Source organism: Dermatophilaceae bacterium Sec6.4 (assembly GCA_039636865.1).
Lineage (GTDB): Bacteria > Actinomycetota > Actinomycetes > Actinomycetales > Dermatophilaceae > Allobranchiibius.
This window is the reverse complement of sequence record CP144172.1, coordinates 1,569,234-1,585,952: the sequence shown is the minus strand read 5'-3', so window position 1 is coordinate 1,585,952 and position 16,719 is coordinate 1,569,234. Positions and strand designations below refer to the sequence as shown.

Below are 16,719 nucleotides of genomic sequence, written 5' to 3'. Positions count from 1 at the left end.
GGGCGCAGGCAATGCATGCGTCAGAGGTTACCGCAACCTCGCGACCCACCAGATCCCGAACAACGCGCGACGCCGGTCACCCCTGAACAGGGATGACCGGCGTCGGATGGTGCGGGATGCCTGCACTCAGAGCGCGTTGACCTTCTTGGCCATCGCCGACTTCTTGTTGGCGGCCTGATTCTTGTGGATAACGCCCTTGGTCACGGCCTTGTCCAGCTTCTTGCCTGCGGTACGCAGCGCCTCTTCGGCGGCCGGCTTGTCACCGGACTCGGCGGCCTCACGGACCTTGCGGATCCAGGTGCGCACCTCGGACTTGTGAGCCTTGTTGCGCTCCGTGCGGATCGCGTTGGTCTTGACCCGCTTGATCTGCGACTTGATGTTTGCCACGAATGAACTTCCTTGGTCGAAATCGATGGTGTCGTATGAGGGCGACTTTCACGACGATAAAGAGGGCATCGACGACACCCGGCGAACTCGTCGTACAAGAACATGATGCATGCGCGCACGACCGGAGCGCGCACGCGATTGGCAAATCTACCAGCGCAGCCAGGCGCACCCAAATCAGCGGCATCGCTGCGACGGCTGGAGTCGGTCGGAGAGGCGAGCGGGTCAGCGGGTGCCTCGGTGGCGGGTGATGGTCAGGATGGCGTGCTCGACGGCGTAGACCGGGTCCCGGCCACCGCCCTTGACCGCGAAGTCGGCCGCGGCGACCGCCTGAATCGCCGCGCCGAGTCGCTCACCGTCCCACCCCCGCGCCGCTGTGCGAGCGCGGTCGACCTGCCAGGGCGCCATTCCCAGCGTGCTGGCGAGTGATGCGGCGGACCCGCCGCCCGCGGTCGCCACCCGTGCGATCTGTCGTAGTTGACTCGCCAGGACGGCCACGATCGGGACCGGGTCGACACCTGATGAAATGGCGTGCCGCAACAGCCGTAGCGCCTCGGACGCCTCACCCGCGACCGCCGCGTCGGCCACCCGGAATCCGGACGCGTCGACTCTGCCCCCGTGGTACCTCTCGACCTGTTCGACGTCGATCAGGCCCTGCGTGTCGTCGACCAGTTGTTTCGCGGCTGACGCGAGCTCGGACACGTCGCGGCCGACGGCCTCCAGCAATGCCCGGACGGCCTCCGGGGTCGCCTTGCGCCGCTCTCGGCGGAACTCGTGGGTCAGAAATTCGTGTTTCTCGCGGTCGGTCTTGATCGCCGGCGCATCGATACGCCGCGCCCCGGCGCCTTTGAGAGCATCCAGAACCCGCTTGGCGCGGTTGCCGCCCTTGTGCATGACGACCAGCCGCAGGTCATCGAGCACGCCCTGACCGATGACGGTCAGCAGGTCGGATTGCAGGTCATCGGTTGCTTCGTCAACGTCCTGCACGACCACCACGGTGGTGCCGCCGAACAGGCTCGGGCTGGCATGCACCAGAAGCGAACCGGCCAGGTAGTCCGATGCGGTGAGGCGCACCACCTCCGACCGAGGGTCAGCGGCGCGGTAGACATCCAACGCGCTGTCCAGGCCGCGCTGGGCAAGCACCCGCTCCGGGCCTGAGATCAGGACGAAGGCGGGCGTCTGCGACATACGGCACACCCTGCCATGCGGGTCCGACGACCGTGCTCAGTGCTGCAGGTCCAGGCCGAGCACAACGGACCGCGCCGCCACCTCTGCAGCCGGAATGCCGAGGTGTTCTGCCAGCTCGGCTGCGTCCAACCCCATCTCGACGCCATCGCGTAATTCGTCGTCGTCGTCGGCGCTCCAGACCCGCTCACCGTCTGCTGCGACGACCCGCAAGGTGGGTTCCGCACGGGCCGGCTCAGGCTCCTGCGGCTGTTCCTCGGCCACGGGGACGCGGTCCACAGCCGGCTGCTGCGGGGCGAGCGGCCGGTTGGCGCCCAGCGGCATGATCGAGGGCTGGGCCAGCGGCTGCGATTCAACGTGGGCCACCTGCGCGCGCAGGCTGTCGAGAAGGTCCTGCTGGGGACTTGACGCGTCGGGCAGCGGGGTGGCAACCGGTGTGAAGCTCTCCGCCGGTGCGGGGTGCTCGACGGGCCCATCTGTGGAGGGCGTCGCGAGCGCAGACGTGTCGTCGTCACGCACGACGGGGGCCGGCGAGTTGGCGGCAGGGCGTCGCTCCTTGGCCTGCACCGCTACGAGCGGCGTCGCGGTCTCGTCCAGCCGGCGTAGCGCGTTGAGCACCAGGGCGCGGTCGCTGGTCGGCCAGAACGGCGGCAGGGTGGACTGCAGGAATCCGGCATACCGCGCGGTCACCATGCGGGGGTCCAGAAAGGCCACCACTCCCCTGTCATCGGCGCGGCGGATCAACCGGCCCGCACCCTGCGCCAGCCGCAGCGCGGCATGCGTCGCCGATACCGCCATGAAGCCGTTGCCGCCCCGGCGGGCGATCTCCTCGGTGCGCGCGGACGCGAGCGGGTCGTCCGGGCGTGGGAACGGGATGCGGTCGATCAGCACCAGCTGGCACGCACTGCCCGGCACGTCGACGCCCTGCCACAGCGTCATCGTCCCGAACAGGCAGGTGGCTGCGTCGGAGGCGAACTGCCGCACCAGGGTCGCGATCTGGTCATCCCCCTGGCACAGGACCGGGAAGGTCGTGCCCAGCCGCTCACGCATGGCCTCGGCGGCAACTTGGGCCGCCCGGCGGGAGGAGAACAGCCCCAGGGTCCGCCCGCCCGCTGCCCGGATCAATGTCTCGATCTCGTCCAGCATCGCCTCGCTCGGGCCGTCGCGCCCCGGTGCCGGGAGCGCCCGGGCGACGTAGGCGATCGCCTGGCTCGGATAGTCGAACGGTGAACCGACGTCCAGCCCCTTCCAGCTGGGCCCGCCCGCACCGCGCAGGCCCAGGCTGCCTGCGATGGCATCGAAGCTGCCGCCCAGCTCCAGCGTGGCCGAGGTGATCACGACGGTGCGTTCGCCGAAGACAGCGTCACGCAACGCCATCGCCACGCTCATCGGCGCGACGCGCAGCAGGTGGCCCCGGCGCGGATCATCGGAGATCCACGCCACGTCCAACGCCCGCTGCTCCAGCACCCGGGCGGCGGTGTCGAACACCTCGTCGACGGCGGCCTGCGCGACCTGGCGACCACCGTCGGCTGCGGCGCCCTGCTCCGGTTTGAGCTGACTGATGACGTCTCGGGCGGTATCGCGCAACCGGCCCAGCCCGAGCGCGAGATCCTCCGGCAAGCCGGTCAACCGGCCGGGCGCCAACCGCTCCAGCACGCTCTGCACGAACTCACCCGCGTCGGTCATCGCCGAGGTGTCGGCGAGTCGCCCGCAACGCCGGGCAGCCGCGCCGGCCATCCCGGCGGACAGCTCGTCGGTGACGGTCGAGGTCACGCGGTCGACCAGCTCATGGCCCTCATCGATGACCAGCAGGTCGTGCTCGGGCAGCATCCGACGGCCCTCGAAGGCGTCGATCGCCATAAAGCTGTGGTTGGTCACCACGACGTCGCAGTCCTTGGCGTGGGTACGGGCCTGCTCCACGAAGCACTCGGTCACCATCGGACACTTCGAGCCCAGACACTCCAGAGCCGATACCGATACCTGCCGCCACGCGCGTTCGCTGACGCCGGGAACCAGGTCGTCGCGGTCCCCGGACTCGGTCTCGTCGGCCCATTCACGCAGTCGCAGCACTTCGGCGCCGAGCCGGCCGGCCTGCTGGTCGACCTCGCCGACCGACAGCAGCCCGTCACCGTCGTCATCCGGGTACCCACCCCCGAGCTTGTTGACACATACATAGTTGCGGCGGCCCTTGACCAGCCCGTACGTCGGTCGGCGGCCGAGCACCGGGGCGAGCGCGTCGGCGATGCGCGGCAGGTCGCGGTCGACGATCTGCGCCTGCAGTGCCAGCGTCGCGGTAGCGATGATCGCGGGCTTGCCACTCTGCACCGCGTGCGCGATGGCGGGCACCAGGTAGGCCAGCGACTTACCGGTGCCCGTGCCCGCCTGCGCGAGCAGATGGGTGTCGTCGGCGAGCGCATCGTGCACCGCGTGCGCCATCCGCGACTGCCCTTCGCGGGGTGTGCCGCCCACACCCTGGACAGCAGCGGCAAGCAAGTCGTCCAGGTCGGCGGGCATCGGGCCAGGGTATGACCTCCGGCAGGGCAGCCCGACCCACCCTGTGGATGAACTCATGCAGCTCAGTCGCGCAGACCGCCCGGGTGACAGATGAGATGCGCGAGCAGCGCCGTCCATCCCGTCTGATGCGTGGCACCGAGACCCGCGCCGGTGTCGCCATGAAAGTACTCGCTGAAGGTCACGTGCGGATCCCACAACGGGCCGCTGGAATACCAGGTCGGGGTCCCCGGCCTCCGGCCGTTCGCGTCAGTGCGCATCAAGCCGATCAACCGTGCCCGTAGGTCATCGGCGATCTGCTGCAACGTCAGCGAGACGCCACTTCCTGTCGGGTGCTCCACGAGCAGGTCCGGCTCTGCGGCTGCGTAACTACGCAGCGCGTCCAGCAGCAGCACGTTCACCGGCATCCATACCGGGCCGCGCCAGTTGGAGTTGCCACCGAACAGTCCGCTGTCGGACTCCCCCGGCACGTACCGGATCGACATCTGGGAGCCGTCCACATCAGCCTCGAAACCGTCGCGGTACACCGCCGACAACGACCGGATCCCGTGCGGCGAGAGGAACTCCGCCTCGTCGAAGAGCCTGCGGTAGAGCGCCGTTCGGCGCTGCGACGGCACGAGTGCAATCGTCACCCGGTCGTCCTCGTGCGACTCGTGATGGATCAGCGCGTCGGCGAGCGCAGTGTCGCGCCGCTGCATCCACTCGACCTCGTCGACGAGTTCGCCGATCTGGTCCAGCACGATCGGGTGAATGGAGTGCACGGCGATCAGCGGCAACAGGCCGACCAGTGACCGCACCGGCAACTGCTCGCTGCTGCCGTCCGCGCGGACCAGCGTGTCGTAGTAGAAGCCGTCCTCCGGTGACCAGAGGGATACCCCTGCCGATCCGAAGTCGTCCATCGCACCGGCCAGGCGCAGGAAGTATTCGAAGAACATCCGCGCCACGTCGTCCCAGCCCGGCGCATTCCTGGCCAGCTCGACCGCCAGCTGCAGCATCGACAGCGCGTAGAACGCCATCCAACTCGTGGCATCGGACTGCTCCAAGCGGGCACCGCCCGACAACGGCGCGGAACGGTCGAAGAACCCGATGTTGTCCATCCCCAGGAAGCCCCCTTCGAAGAGGTAGGAGCCATCCGCGTCCTTGCGGTTGACCCACCAGGAGAAATTCAGCAACAGCTTGCTGAAGACCCGCACCAGGAACCCGGTGTCAGAGCCGCCGTCGACCCTGTGCACCATCCGCGCTGCCCACGCGAGGACCGGTGGGTTGACGTCGCCGAAGTCCCACTCATAGGCGGGGAGCTGCCCGTTGGGGTGCTGGCTCCACTCGCGCACCATCAACTCGATCTGCAATTTGGCGAACCACGGGTCGACATCAGCCAACGGCAGGGTGTGAAAGGCCAGGTCCCAGGAGGCGAACCACGGGTACTCCCACTCGTCCGGCATCGAGATGATGTCGGCGATGTCCAGATGCGAGAAGCGCGAGTTGCGCCCCGTTCGACGCTGCGCGGGCGGCTCGGGTTGCGCCGGGTCTCCCTCCAGCCACTCCGCGACGCTGTAGCGGTACAGCTGGCGGCCCCAGAGCAGTCCAGCGAACGCGCGGCGGGCGATGTGCCGTTCCTGGTCGTCGGCGGCCCCGGCGAGCACCTGCGCGTAGAACTCGTCCGACTCGGCGCGGCGGGCGGTCAGCACGGTGTCACTCCCATCGTCGGATGCCGCAGCGACCGGTGCGTGGTCGGCGCCCGCTGTGGCGCGGAGGTCTCTACCCGCCTTCTCCGTCGTGGCTGCAGGGCCTTCTTGCGGTAGCGCGGTCAGTCGCAGTCGGACCGTGACGGACTGCCCGGCACCGACCGCGTCGAAGTGCCACCGGAAGCCGACCTTGGTGCCCTGATCGGATCGGGTGCACGCCGTGTTGCCATGCACGATGGTCTGATCCAGACCATCCTTGGGGCAGTCCGACGCGCTTGCGGTGCCGTAGAGAGCGAAGTCATCGGTTTCGTTGTCGCAGAACAGGATCTGGGGTTCGCCCTCTGCGACGAGCTGATAGCCGCCCAGCCAGTCGTGCTGGAACTGCACGTGGTCCCCGGTGCGTTGCATACTCGGTTTGCGGGAATCGCGACCCCAGGCCCAGGTATTGCGGAACCAGCCCTGCAGGATCAGATCCAGCGGTGCCTCGTCCGGGCCGTGGTTGGTCGCCGTGACCTGCACGACGATGTCGGTGGGCGTCGCCTTCGCATGGGTGACCTCGATGTCGAAGAACCGGTCGTCGGCCAGGATCCCGGTATCGGTCAGCTCGTATTCGGCGTCGTCTCTGCCGCGGGCTGCGTTCTCGTGCAACAGTTCCGCATACGGGAAGGCCTGCTGGGGATAGCGGTAGAGCCAACTGGCATACGAATGCGTCGGCGTGGCGTCGGTGGGCCACCAGACCTCCTTGACGTCCTCACCGTGGTTGCCCTGACTGTTGGTGAGCCCGAACAACCGGTCTTTGAGTCGGTCGTCGGCGCCGTTCCAGAGCGCGAGGGAGAGGTTGAAGAAGCCGAACCGGTCGCACAACCCGGCCAGCCCGTCCTCACCCCAGCGGTACGCACGCCGGTGCGCGTCGTCGAACGGCAGGTAGTCCCACGCGTCGCCCGCTGCGGAGTAGTCCTCGCGGACGGTGCCCCACTGCCGCCCGCTCACGTAGGGCCCCCATAGCCGCCATGGAGCGAGGTCGTCGTTGGAGGCGGCCAGACGCTCGTGTTCGATGCTCACCCACGCGACTATGCCTCAGCAAGCTGCACGGTCAACGGGCGTACGCCGCGAGCTCACCGTCCAGCGCAGCATTGACCTTGGCGTGCACCCGGGTGCCATCGGCCAGATGCTCGGTGGTGAGCACCTCGCCCTCGTCGTGCATCCGGCTCAAAAGGTCACCCCTGTTGTAGGGCAACACCACGTCCACGATGATCTCCGGGCGCGGCAGCTCCTCGTCGATAAGTGCGCGCAACTCCTCGAATCCTGCCCCGGTGCGGGCAGATACGACGATGGTGTGCTTCTCGGTGCGTTGGATGCGATCCAGGACGTCCTGTTCCGCGACGTCAGCTTTGTTGATCACAATGACCTCGCGGACATCGTGTGCCCCGACGTCGGCGAGCACGGCGCGAACCGCGCTGATCTGGCCTTCGGGATCGGGGTGGGCCCCATCGACGACGTGCAGCAGCAGGTCACAGTCGGCGACCTCCTCCAGCGTCGAGCGGAAGGCCTCGATCAGCTGATGCGGCAGGTTGCTGACGAACCCGACGGTGTCGGTCATCGTGTAGTGGCGACCGTCGGCCGTCTCGGCCCGCCGCACGGTCGGGTCCAGGGTCGCGAACAGTTGGTTCTGCACCAGCACACCGGCACCGGTGAGCCGGTTGAGGATCGAGGACTTGCCGGCGTTGGTGTAGCCCGCGATCGCTACCGACGGCACGTGATTGCTGCGCCGCGAATGACGCTTGGTGTCGCGCATTGTCTTCATCCCGGTGAGCTCACGCTTCAGCCGGGCGATACGGGTGTTGATGCGGCGACGGTCCAGCTCGATCTTGGTCTCACCGGGACCGCGCGAACCCATCCCCTGACCGGCTGCCGCCTGGCCACCGGCCTGGCGCGACATCGACTCACCCCAACCGCGGAGCCGCGGAAGCAGGTACTGCAGCTGCGCTAGTTCGACCTGCGCTTTGCCCTCTTTGGACTTGGCGTGCTGGGCGAAGATGTCAAGGATCAGGGCCGTCCGGTCGATGACCTTGACCTTGACCACGTCTTCCAGGCCGCGGCGCTGCCCCGGGGCGAGCTCACCGTCGGCGATCACGGTGTCAGCGCCTTCAGCCACCACGACATCGCGTAGTTCGCGCGCTTTACCCGCGCCCATCCAGGTGCTCGCATCCGGCTTGCTCCGTCGCTGCAGCATTCCCGCAAGCACGGTGGACCCGGCGGTTTCGGCGAGCGCGGACAGCTCGCGCAGCGAATTCTCGGCGTCCTGCGACGTGCCCGCCGACCAGACACCCGCGAGCACCACCCGTTCCAGTCGCAGCTGGCGGTACTCGACCTCGGTGACATCCTCGAGCTCGGTCGACAGGCCTTGCACACGCCGTAGCGCAGCGCGGTCCTCACGCTCGGACTGGTCGCCGTCCCTGCTCTCGTCGCCTTTGTCGAGGACGAAGCCGTCGGCGTCGTACAGGTCGGGTTCCCGCGCTGACAACGCGCTGGCTCGGGTTTCGAAGAATTCGTCGTGTGCTGGCATGTTCTCCTTAGGCTTACAGATGAGAACGGTATCCGCGAATGCTTTATGCCGTCACTTCCCCCACCGCTCATCTCCCCCTCCCGCGTTCTGGTCGCCGGCGACGTAAACGCCGCGTGGATGGGTCTCTTTCGGGTCGTCTCGGTCGCTGGCGACCTAAACGGCGTTTCCGCCGCAAGTCACGGCCTGTGGATAAGTCGCCGACGCGTCGTCCATGTACGGCATGTTCGATGGATGGACTCGTCAAATTCCCTGTCTCGCGCGAATGCACGCCAGCGCCGCCAGCCACCACACTGCGGCACGCCTGCTCGGCGGCATCGTGCCTGACACCGATGAGGTACATCTGGCAACGGTGCTTGACAAACGCTCACGTACCCATGGCATTCGAACTCACCGCTACCCCGCAGCGCCGATAGTGACCACCTGTCGTGGGGTGCCCACGACCACGGCCGAGCAGACATTCGTGGATCTTGCGGGGTGTCTGGATCTGGTGGACCTGGTCGTACTGGGTGATTCGCTCATCCGGCATGGACGCACAACGCCGGAGCAGCTGATCTCGATGACTGACTCCAGCAGCGTGCGAGGTGCTGTGCGCGCCCGAAAGGCCGCGCGTCTGGTTCGCGTTGAGGTGGACTCGGCATACGAGACACGGCTGCGTCTGCTGATAATGTTCGCCGGGCTGCCCGAGCCGGTGATCAACTACTGCATCCTGGACGGACAGGGCAGGACCGCGCGACGTTTCGACCTCAGCTATCCACACCTGATGTTGGCGATCGAGTACGACGGGCGCGATCACATCGACCGCGAAAGCCAGTGGCGAAACGACATAACCCGGCGGGAGGAACTCGAATCGGCGGGGTGGCGCTTCATGGTGATCACCGGCGCGGACCTTCTTCAGCACCCGGAGCACGTTCTGCGACGAATCACCGGCGCGGTGCAAGCCGCTGGGGCAAGCCATCTCGCCTGAAACCACAGTGGCGGCGCTATTTCGAAGCTAGCGACATCGGCCCCTCTCCACGTTTGGGTCGCCAGCGACCACGACAGGAGCGAAAACCTCGATCCTGCCTACGTTTGCGTCGCCAGCGACCACAACGCGAAAAGGAAGAGTGGGGCGGGGCGCCGGACGGGTGGGGCGCGAGCGGAGTCGGTAGCGTTCGCTCGTGACGGATTCTGAGCAACAGCACTACTTCACCGCCCGACCCGCCGGCGACACCGAACGACGCACGATCAATATTCCGCTCGCGGGCACCACCTATCCCGTTCAGGTCGCCGGCGGTGTCTTCTCCGGTGACCGCATCGACCAGGGCACGGGAGTGCTACTGCGTCAGGTGCCCGCGCCGGCTACCACCGGCACCTTCCTGGACCTCGGCTGTGGTTGGGGACCGCTGGCTCTGACGATGGCGCTACGTTCGCCCGCCGCGACGGTGCACGCCGTCGACGTCAACGAGCGTGCGCTCGACCTCACCCGGCGTAACGCCGAAGCGGTCGGAGTCGAGGTACGAGCGGGGCTGCCCGACAGCGTTCCGGAGGACATCCGCTTCGACCTGATCTGGTCCAACCCGCCGATCCGGATCGGCAAGAAGGCACTGCATGAGCTGCTGGCCGGCTGGTTGCCGAAGCTGACCGACACCGGCGCGGCCTACCTCGTCGTCCAGCGAAACCTCGGATCCGACTCGCTGCAACGTTGGTTGGGCGAGGAGTTCGGGGACCTGGTCACCACCCGGCACGCGAGTGAGAAGGGCTATCGGTTGCTGCGTGTCAGTCGGGCAGATTGACGCGACCCTGCGCCACCAGCGTCGCCGGCCCCGACAGTGACACCCGGTCGCCCGCGATGATGACGCCCAGCCGGCCGCCCGGCACGTCGACGATCCATTCCAGATCCTGGGCGGGTTGGCCGCTCCAGAACCAGGTCGCGAGGACCGCAGCGGCAGCCCCGGTGCCGCAGCTGAGCGTTTCGCCGACGCCCCTCTCGTGCACCCGCATGCTGATGTGACCCGGCTCGATGACGCGGACGAACTCCACGTTGCTGCCTTCTTGTGGGTGCGGGTCGATATGCGGGGCATGCTGCAGGTCCAGCGAGCCCAGCTCGATCGACGGCGGTAGCGCGACGACGGTGTGCGGGTTGCCCAGGTCGAGGCTGAGCGCGGGTAGTGGGTCCTCGGCGCCGACGACCTGTACGACCGAGTCCATGCCGCGCTCGGCTGCGATATCGGGGCGGGACAACGCCCACTGGCCCAGATCGGTGCGGTATCCGCCCGGCACCACCTCGACGCGCTTGACCCCGGAACGGGTGCCGATCTCGAACGACGAACCGGAGACCAGGGAGTGCTCGAGCAGATACTGAGCGAAGACGCGGGTGCCGTTGCCGCACATTGCAGCCGCCGACCCGTCCGCGTTGTAGTAGTCCATGAACCACAGATCTGGTGCCATGCCGGCGGGCGCGTCAGCCACAGCGCCGGCCCGGCATACCCGGATCACGCCGTCCGCACCGATTCCTGCGTGCCGGTCGGCGAGGAAACCGATGTGCTCAGCACGGAGCTGCAACGCCCCGTCGTGGTCGGCCACCAACACGAAATCGTTCATCGTGCCGTGACCCTTGACGAATTCGACGCTCGACATGCCAGCCATTGTCAGGGATGAACGGCGTGCACGAGGTGCGACGCGCGTTCCGCGAGCTGCGGGTCGTCGTGATCGAGCCACTGGATGCGCTGATCGGGTCGGAACCACGCACGTTGTCGTCGGGCGAAGCGCATCGTGAGCAGCACCGTCTCGGTGATCGCCTCCTCCTGCGACAGGTCGCCGTCCAGTTGCCGCAACGCCTGGGCGTATCCGATGGCGCGGCTCGCGGTCCGACCCTGCCGTAGCCCGAGCCCATCCAGCGTGCGTACCTCGTCCAGGAAGCCGCCCGCCCACATGGCGTGGGCGCGCGTCACGACCCGTGGCTGCAGCACCTCGCGTTCGGCGCGGAGTCCGATCTGCAGGGTGGGATGCCGGTAGGTGCGGGTCGGCATACTCGCGCTGAAGGGCCGCCCGGTGATCTGGATCACCTCCAGCGCCCGCACGATCCGCCGTCCGTTGAACGCCCCGATCGCCTCGGCCGCGCGGGGATCGACGGTGGCAAGCCGCCGATGCAACGCATCTACCCCTTCGATCGCCAGCCGTCCCTCCCAGGCCAAGCGGACCTGCGGATCGGTGGGTGGAATGTCCAGCACGTCCAGCGCTGCCCGTACATACAGGCCCGAACCGCCGACGAGGACGACCGGTGTGCCCGCTGCCAGCAGTTCGTCGATCGTGCGCGTCGCACGCTCCTGGTAGGCCGCGACAGTGGCTTCATCGCTCACGTCGAGAAAATCCAGAAGGTGGTGCTCGATCCCCTGCCGCTGCTGGAACGGAAGTTTGGCCGTGCCTATATTCATCCCGCGGTAGATCTGAGACGCGTCGGCATTCACGATCTCACCGCCCAGCTCGCGCGCCAGATGCAGCGCAAGATCTGACTTGCCGGTTGCCGTCGATCCGACGACCGCAATCACCGCGGGTTCGACGCGCACACTCATATAGGGAATTATCCGATGCGGCACCGCCGCCGGCGACATTCGTCGCTGCAGGACCCATCCGCGGGCGGTCCGGCGACGAATCATCATCAGTCCAACAACCAGACCTTTCAGGGAGCCCAGATGTCCACGCGCAGCTTTGCCGTCGTCGGCAGCGGTGTATCGGGTCTGGTGGCCGCGCACATCCTGAGCCGCACCGGGGACGTCACGCTCTACGAAGCCGACGACCGGCCCGGTGGCCACGCTCACACCCACGACGTGCCCATGCCGGACGGCACCACGATCGCCGTCGATACCGGCTTCATCGTGCACAACGACCGGACCTACCCGACACTTCAACGACTCTTCCGCGAGCTGGACGTGCCGACGCAGGCATCGGACATGAGCATGTCGATTTTTGTCCCGCAGACCGGATTCCAATACGCGGGCGGTAAAGGTGCAGGCGGGATCCTTGCTGATCCACGCACCGTCGTACGCCCCGGGTTTTTGCGAATGCTGTTGGACATCAAACGCTTTCACCGCCGCGCGAGGGTGTTCCTGGATGGACCTGCGCACGAGGAACTGACGATGGGCGCGTGGTTGTCGCAGACCTCCTACAGCCAGGATTTCACCGACAACTTCATCCGCCCGGTGATAGCTGCCGTGTGGTCATGCGCCCCGGATGCTGCGCTGGACTACCCGGCGAGGTCTCTGCTCAGCTTCCTGGACCACCACGGGATGCTGACCGTGAACGGTTCTCCGGTCTGGCGCACGGTAACGGGCGGGTCCCGGGTCTACGTCGATCGTGTCGTGGCCGGTCTGCATGCCACCCGGCTCGCCACTGCGGTCACCAGCGTGCGCAAAATGGGTGACCGTGTGCAGGTCACCGACTCAGCAGGGACGACGCAGGACTACGACGGCGTGGTCATCGCGACGCACCCGCGTCAGGCGTTGGCGATGTCGCCCGATGCGTCCGAGGCCCAGCGCGCCACTCTCGGCGCGATCACCTACTCGGTCAATGTCGCCCAACTGCACACCGACATCTCCGTCCTGCCGTCCAACCCGCGCGCGTGGGCGTCATGGAACTACCTGGCTCCCCAGGACAAGGAGGAAGTCGTGGTGACGTACGACATGACCCGACTGATGCGGCTGCCCAGCCCGTCGAACACCCGCATGCTGGTCACGCTCAACGGCCAGCACACGGTCGACCAGAGCACGGTGATCGCCCAGATGACCTACGAACATCCGCTGTACACCCTGGAATCGGTCCAGGCACAACGACGCCTCCCGTCGCTGTCCGATGACCGGATTGCCTTCGCTGGCGCATACCACGCATGGGGTTTCCACGAAGACGGCGCGTTATCCGGATTACGCGCGGCGGAAAGCCTGGGCGGGTCATGGGACTGACGCCGCACCCCACAGCAACCCCCTACCTGACTCGGGTCAGGCATCAGCGCACGTCGCCGCTCAGTCATGGATTTGCCTATCCCGGGATCAGCTGGCTGGTGGATCTTGACAAACTCGGCGCAGCCGACCGTCCCCGCGAATTACCCTGGTGGCAAAGCGCTTTTGTGCGCTTCTCGGCTGCCGACCACCTGGGCGACCCGGCTGGGGTGTGGCGTGACAATGCGACAGCTTTTGCCGCAACACACGGAATCGACATCGCGCAGGGAACGGTGCGCGTGCTCACCTCCGCTCGCTCCCTCGGCTACGTGTTCAACCCGGTCAGCATCTACTGGTGCCACGACGCTGACGGCGCACTGGCATGTGTCATCGCTGAGGTGCACAACACCTACGGCGAGCGGCACGCCTATCTGATCCGACCCGACGCACGAGGGCGCGCGAACGTGCACAAGGACTTCTATGTCTCGCCGTTCAACGACGTGAGCGGCGAATACACGATGTCGCTGCCCGAGCCGGACACCGATTTCGATATCGCCATCACCTTGCGGCGCCCAGATCAGCGACCGTATGCGACCGGTTGGCGCGGACGCCGCGTAGAAGGCCGTCGTGATACCGCGAAAGCTGTGTTGGCAACCCCCCTCGCGTCCTATGTCGTGACCGCCCTGATCCACCTGCACGGAGTGCGGTTGTGGACCCGGCGACTGCCCATCCAACCTCGACCACACCACTCGCCCCAGGAGGCAGTATGACCGCCTTGTTCGATCCGACAGCCCAGGGAATCGATCCCATCCGGTGGCCCGACGTGGTACGAATTCCACGCAGCCTCAAGGCAACCGCTGCTCAACGCGTGATGCGCGGACTGTTCCGCCGCGCCGTCGCGGGCCTTCCGATCCGTGTCGTGATGCCGGATGGCGTGACGCTGGGCGGCAGCGCCGATCACCGTGACGCCCCGACGATGATCGTGCACAATCCGCCCGCACTGATGCGTCGGATGGGCACTGGTGGCCTGATCGGGTTCGGCGAGTCCTACCTGGCGCGCGAATGGGACTGCGACGACCTCGCCGGTCTGATCGCGGCATTCGCGGGCGGCGTGGACACCCTCGTGCCGGCGTCGCTGAAGACGATGCGGTCCGCCTACCTGGCTCGTAAGCCGATGTCGGACAAGCCGTCGACCAAGAATTCCCGCAGCAACGTCGAACGGCACTACGACCTCTCGAACGAGATGTTCGCAACCTTCCTGGACCCGTCGATGTCCTACTCGTCGGCGCTGCTCGACGGCCCGGTCGACGCGGCCGGCCTGGAGCGTGCCCAGCACCGCAAGATCGACCGGATGCTCGACCGGGCCGGCGTCGTGCCGGGGGCCCGCGTGCTGGAGATCGGCACCGGATGGGGCGAGCTGGCGTTACGCGCTGCGCAACGTGGCGCGCACGTCGATTCAGTCACTCTGTCGCGTGAACAACTCGCCTGGGCGCAGCGCAAGATCGATGATGCCGGAGTCGGCGATCTGGTCGACATCGCGCTGCGTGACTACCGAGACACCACGGGGCAATACGACGCCGTCCTGTCAGTGGAGATGATCGAGGCCGTCGGCCTGGAGTACCTCGACACCTACTTCGAGAAGATCGCCAGCCTGCTCAAGCCGGGAGGTATCGCCGTGATTCAGGCCATCACGATGCCGCACCACCGCGTGCTGGAGACCAAGAACACCTATACCTGGATCCACAAGTACATCTTCCCCGGTGGCGCGCTCGCGTCGGTCCAGATACTGCGGGACAGTGCAGCAGGGCGGGGCCTGACATTGGGCGACGACCTCGCGATGGGTGCCAGCTACGCGGAGACCCTGCGCGTCTGGGCCGAAGCATTCGATGCGGCGGGCGATCGTCTCGAAGAGCTCGGATTCGATGAGACGTTCCAGCGGATGTGGCGTTTCTACCTGCGCTACAGCGAGGGCGGGTTCCGGGCCGACTACCTGGACGTGCACCAGCTGACCTTCGCCAAGGGGAAGACCCGATGACCACCTCGTCGAACACGGGCATCGCCGCACGCCTGGAAGCACTGATCTCTCCGCTGGCCGGCGGTGCGCTACCGGTGCATCTGACAGTATGGGACGGCAGTAGCGCCGGACCCACAGATGCTCCGCACGTGACGCTGAACAGCCCGCAGGCAATTCGCCGGTTGCTCTGGCATCCGGGTGAACTGGGCGCCGCGCAGGCCTACGTCACCGGAGAGCTGGAGGTCGAAGGCGACCTCGTGCAGGGTTTGTCAGCGGTACGCGCGACGCTCAAGGCGCGCGGTGTCACGGGTGGTCGCCCGCCCGCACGCACATTCGTGGAAGCCACCAAGCTCGCACGCGAACTCGGCGTCCTCGGCACTCCGCTACGGGCGCCGGCAACACAGATCGCGGTACGGGGTCGGTTGCACTCGGTAGGCCGCGACCGGGACGTCATCCACAACCACTACGACCTGTCGAACGAGTTCTACTCGTTGATCCTGGATGACCACATGGCCTACTCCAGCGCGTACGTCACGGGTGCGGACCTCGACGGCGAGGAGTCCGAGGCGTATTCACTGGAGGATGCACAACGCGACAAGCTGGATCTGGTGTGCCGCAAGGCCGGCCTGGACAAGCGCCCCGGAATGCGGTTCCTGGATATCGGCTGTGGTTGGGGTTCGCTCTCGCTGCACGCCGCATCGGCCTTCGGCGCCCAGGTCACGGGCGTGACGATCTCCAAAGAGCAGAAGGCCTTCATCGACGCCCGGATCGCCGAACGCGGGCTGGGCGACAAGGTCGAGATCCGGTTGCAGGACTATCGCGAGATCGACGACCCGCCGTTCGAGGCTGTCGCGTCGCTGGAGATGGGCGAGCACGTGGGCGAGCGCAACTATGCGACCTATGCCGACACGCTGGCCCGTTGCGCCTCGGATGAGGCCCAGATCGTCATCCAACAAATGTCCCGGCACGACGGTCACCCCGGTGGCGGCCCGTTCATCGAGGCCTATATCGCCCCGGACATGACCATGCGGCCGGTCGGTCAAACCGTTGCCTTCCTGGAGCGGGCCGGCCTGGAGGTGCGCGATGTACACGCCATGCGTGAGCACTACGTGTGGACGGTGCGCGCGTGGCAACGCCGTTTCGAAGCCTCCAAGGACCAGTTGACCAAGCTGGTCGGCGAAGAGGTCGTGCGGGTGTGGGAGCTCTACCTCGCAGGCGGACTGCTCGCGTTCCAGGACGGCCGGATGGGTGTGGACCAGATCACCGCCGTTCGCCGACGGGACGGTATGAGCGCATTGCCCGCGGTGCGTCCGGCGAGCTGGAGTGACCCTCGGGTCTGAACAGTTCGGTCTGATCGGTCCGGCCGATCACCTCTCTACATCTGGGATCCGCGTCGAAAAACCCGCGCGGATCCCAGATCACGTGTCTGTTCCGATCTACTGCCGCGCAACGAAGGGCGGGTGC

General features: G+C 66.9%; 13 protein-coding genes. 6 read left to right on the top strand and 7 right to left on the bottom strand.

Features of this window, described 5'->3' with window-relative positions; all coding sequences use genetic code 11:
* Positions 1 to 126: 126 nt before the first annotated feature.
* The 5 genes from rpsT to hflX form a co-directional block, all read right to left on the bottom strand.
* Positions 127 to 387 carry a 30S ribosomal protein S20 gene (gene rpsT / locus V3G39_07770; protein ID XAS77918.1) on the bottom strand — a complete coding sequence of 87 codons (261 nt, stop codon included), beginning with the start codon at positions 385 to 387 and terminating at the stop codon, positions 127 to 129.
* Between the two features lie 222 nt (positions 388 to 609).
* Positions 610 to 1,572 carry a DNA polymerase III subunit delta gene (gene holA / locus V3G39_07765; protein XAS77917.1) on the bottom strand — a complete coding sequence of 321 codons (963 nt, stop codon included), beginning with the start codon at positions 1,570 to 1,572 and terminating at the stop codon, positions 610 to 612.
* A 36-nt stretch (positions 1,573 to 1,608) separates the two neighbouring features.
* Complete coding sequence (locus tag V3G39_07760; GenBank protein XAS77916.1) at positions 1,609 to 4,083, bottom strand: helicase C-terminal domain-containing protein; 2,475 nt, start codon at positions 4,081 to 4,083, stop codon at positions 1,609 to 1,611.
* Positions 4,084 to 4,145: 62 nt separating this feature from the next.
* The gene (locus tag V3G39_07755) at positions 4,146 to 6,827 is read right to left on the bottom strand and encodes a glucosidase (GenBank protein ID XAS77915.1); all 2,682 of its coding nucleotides are present in this window, start codon (positions 6,825 to 6,827) and stop codon (positions 4,146 to 4,148) included.
* A gap of 31 nt (positions 6,828 to 6,858) precedes the next feature.
* Entirely contained in the window at positions 6,859 to 8,331 is a 1,473-nt protein-coding gene (hflX, locus tag V3G39_07750; protein ID XAS77914.1) for a GTPase HflX, read from the bottom strand.
* A 262-nt stretch (positions 8,332 to 8,593) separates the two neighbouring features.
* On the opposite strand from hflX, the gene V3G39_07745 reads away from it, so the two are divergent.
* Positions 8,594 to 9,295 (top strand): DUF559 domain-containing protein, encoded by a 702-nt coding sequence (locus V3G39_07745; protein ID XAS77913.1) that lies wholly within the window; start codon positions 8,594 to 8,596, stop codon positions 9,293 to 9,295.
* A 193-nt stretch (positions 9,296 to 9,488) separates the two neighbouring features.
* Positions 9,489 to 10,103, top strand: coding sequence for a methyltransferase (locus tag V3G39_07740; protein XAS77912.1), 615 nt, complete (start codon positions 9,489 to 9,491; stop codon positions 10,101 to 10,103).
* On the opposite strand, the gene dapF is transcribed toward V3G39_07740, so the two are convergent.
* Positions 10,087 to 10,947 (bottom strand): diaminopimelate epimerase, encoded by an 861-nt coding sequence (gene dapF, locus V3G39_07735; protein ID XAS77911.1) that lies wholly within the window; start codon positions 10,945 to 10,947, stop codon positions 10,087 to 10,089. The genes V3G39_07740 and dapF overlap by 17 nt on opposite strands.
* A gap of 11 nt (positions 10,948 to 10,958) precedes the next feature.
* On the bottom strand, positions 10,959 to 11,882 hold the full coding sequence (gene miaA, locus V3G39_07730; protein XAS77910.1) for a tRNA (adenosine(37)-N6)-dimethylallyltransferase MiaA: 924 nt from the start codon (positions 11,880 to 11,882) through the stop codon (positions 10,959 to 10,961).
* Positions 11,883 to 12,002: 120 nt separating this feature from the next.
* Between miaA and V3G39_07725 the strand changes: the two genes are divergently transcribed.
* The 4 genes from V3G39_07725 to V3G39_07710 are packed head-to-tail and all read left to right on the top strand — an operon-like array spanning position 12,003 to position 16,595.
* The gene (locus V3G39_07725) at positions 12,003 to 13,265 is read left to right on the top strand and encodes an FAD-dependent oxidoreductase (protein ID XAS77909.1); all 1,263 of its coding nucleotides are present in this window, start codon (positions 12,003 to 12,005) and stop codon (positions 13,263 to 13,265) included.
* Positions 13,256 to 14,011: a DUF1365 domain-containing protein gene (locus V3G39_07720; GenBank protein XAS77908.1), complete on the top strand. Its 756-nt coding sequence runs from the start codon at positions 13,256 to 13,258 to the stop codon at positions 14,009 to 14,011. Before V3G39_07725 ends, V3G39_07720 begins: the two co-directional genes overlap by 10 nt.
* Positions 14,008 to 15,276 (top strand): cyclopropane-fatty-acyl-phospholipid synthase family protein, encoded by a 1,269-nt coding sequence (locus tag V3G39_07715; GenBank protein ID XAS77907.1) that lies wholly within the window; start codon positions 14,008 to 14,010, stop codon positions 15,274 to 15,276. Before V3G39_07720 ends, V3G39_07715 begins: the two co-directional genes overlap by 4 nt.
* On the top strand, positions 15,273 to 16,595 hold the full coding sequence (locus V3G39_07710; protein ID XAS77906.1) for a cyclopropane-fatty-acyl-phospholipid synthase family protein: 1,323 nt from the start codon (positions 15,273 to 15,275) through the stop codon (positions 16,593 to 16,595). Before V3G39_07715 ends, V3G39_07710 begins: the two co-directional genes overlap by 4 nt.
* Positions 16,596 to 16,719: the final 124 nt, after the last annotated feature.

Bases quoted from the DNA above. Each gene is read 5' to 3' on its own strand.
- hflX (XAS77914.1), bottom strand. From the start codon at position 8,331: ATGCCAGCACACGACGAATTCTTCGAAACCCGAGCCAGCGCGTTGTCA.
- V3G39_07725 (XAS77909.1), top strand. From the start codon at position 12,003: ATGTCCACGCGCAGCTTTGCCGTCGTCGGCAGCGGTGTATCGGGTCTG.
- miaA (XAS77910.1), bottom strand. From the start codon at position 11,882: ATGAGTGTGCGCGTCGAACCCGCGGTGATTGCGGTCGTCGGATCGACG.
- V3G39_07760 (XAS77916.1), bottom strand. From the start codon at position 4,083: ATGCCCGCCGACCTGGACGACTTGCTTGCCGCTGCTGTCCAGGGTGTG.
- V3G39_07720 (XAS77908.1), top strand. From the start codon at position 13,256: ATGGGACTGACGCCGCACCCCACAGCAACCCCCTACCTGACTCGGGTC.
- V3G39_07715 (XAS77907.1), top strand. From the start codon at position 14,008: ATGACCGCCTTGTTCGATCCGACAGCCCAGGGAATCGATCCCATCCGG.
- V3G39_07745 (XAS77913.1), top strand. From the start codon at position 8,594: ATGCACGCCAGCGCCGCCAGCCACCACACTGCGGCACGCCTGCTCGGC.
- dapF (XAS77911.1), bottom strand. From the start codon at position 10,947: ATGTCGAGCGTCGAATTCGTCAAGGGTCACGGCACGATGAACGATTTC.
- V3G39_07710 (XAS77906.1), top strand. From the start codon at position 15,273: ATGACCACCTCGTCGAACACGGGCATCGCCGCACGCCTGGAAGCACTG.
- holA (XAS77917.1), bottom strand. From the start codon at position 1,572: ATGTCGCAGACGCCCGCCTTCGTCCTGATCTCAGGCCCGGAGCGGGTG.